This window comes from Halalkalibacter okhensis (assembly GCF_000787375.1).
Lineage (GTDB): Bacteria > Bacillota > Bacilli > Bacillales > Bacillaceae_D > Halalkalibacter > Halalkalibacter okhensis.
Genome location: NZ_JRJU01000085.1, coordinates 1 through 1290, shown reverse-complemented (window position 1 = coordinate 1290; position 1290 = coordinate 1). Strand labels below are relative to the sequence as shown.

Here is a 1290-nt window from a genome sequence, read left to right as displayed (position 1 = left end):
TATGAGCAATCGTTATGCAGTGATATTAGCAGCTGGTCAAGGAACAAGAATGAAGTCAAAATTATACAAAGTGCTTCATCCTGTCTGTGGAAAACCAATGGTTCAACATGTTGTTGATCAAGTTTCTAGCTTAGGATTTGAAGAAAAAGTTGCTGTTGTAGGATTTGGGGCGGAAGTCGTTCAGCAACAACTAGGGAGTGAGGTCTCCTATGCTGTTCAAGAGGAGCAATTAGGTACAGGTCATGCCGTTATGCAAGCGGCGAGTATGTTAGAAGGCAAGGAAGGTACAACAGTTGTACTATGTGGTGATACACCACTGTTAACAGCAGAAACGATTGATCATTTACTGGCATGTCACGATAAAAAAGAGGCTAAGGCAACAATTTTAACAGCTGTCGCTTCTGATCCTACAGGATACGGCAGAGTGATTCGTAATAAAGAAGGCCTTGTTGAACGTATTGTTGAACATAAAGATGCAACTGAAGAAGAGCGTAACGTCACGGAAATTAACACAGGGACGTATTGCTTTGATAATATAGCTCTTTTTGAAGCACTACAAAAAGTCGGAAATGATAATGCACAAGGAGAATATTATCTTCCTGATGTCATTGAAATCCTCCAAAAATCGGGAGAGATAATTTCGGCATACCAAACACCTTCATTTAATGAAACACTTGGTGTAAATGACAGAGTGGCTTTAGCTGAAGCAGAAGTGATTATGAAGCGTCGAGTGAATGAATATTGGATGAGGCAAGGTGTCACCATTATTGATCGAGATAATACATATATCTCAACAGATGCTTCTATTGGTCAGGATACTGTTCTTTATCCTGGGACAGTCATTCTAGGAAAGACAACGATTGGTGATGATTGCATCATTGGTCCAAATACAGAAATGAAAGATAGTACGATTGGCAATGGTACGAACATTCGTCAATCTGTAGTGTATAATAGTGAAGTTGGAAACACTGTTACTATTGGACCGTTTGCACATGTTAGGCCAGACTCAACGATTTCTGATGATGTTCGGATCGGAAATTTCGTTGAAGTGAAAAAATCAGTAATGGGTCAAGGAAGCAAAGCTTCACACTTAAGTTACATTGGTGATGCAAAAGTAGGCAAGGGTGTAAACTTTAGCTGTGGCGCAGTAACAGTTAATTACGACGGCAAAAATAAGTTTAAGACAGTGATTGAAGATGGTGCTTTCATCGGTTGTAACGCGAATTTAATTGCACCAGTAACAGTTGGGAAAGATGCATTGGTAGCAGCAGGATCAACGATTACAGATGA

Annotated in this window: 1 protein-coding gene; it reads left to right on the top strand. The window is 39.8% G+C overall.

Annotated elements, in window-relative coordinates; translation table 11 throughout:
- Position 1: 1 nt before the first annotated feature.
- A partial coding sequence (gene glmU / locus LQ50_RS24015) for a bifunctional UDP-N-acetylglucosamine diphosphorylase/glucosamine-1-phosphate N-acetyltransferase GlmU (protein ID WP_034634281.1) occupies positions 2-1290 on the top strand: 1289 nt, incomplete at its 3' end.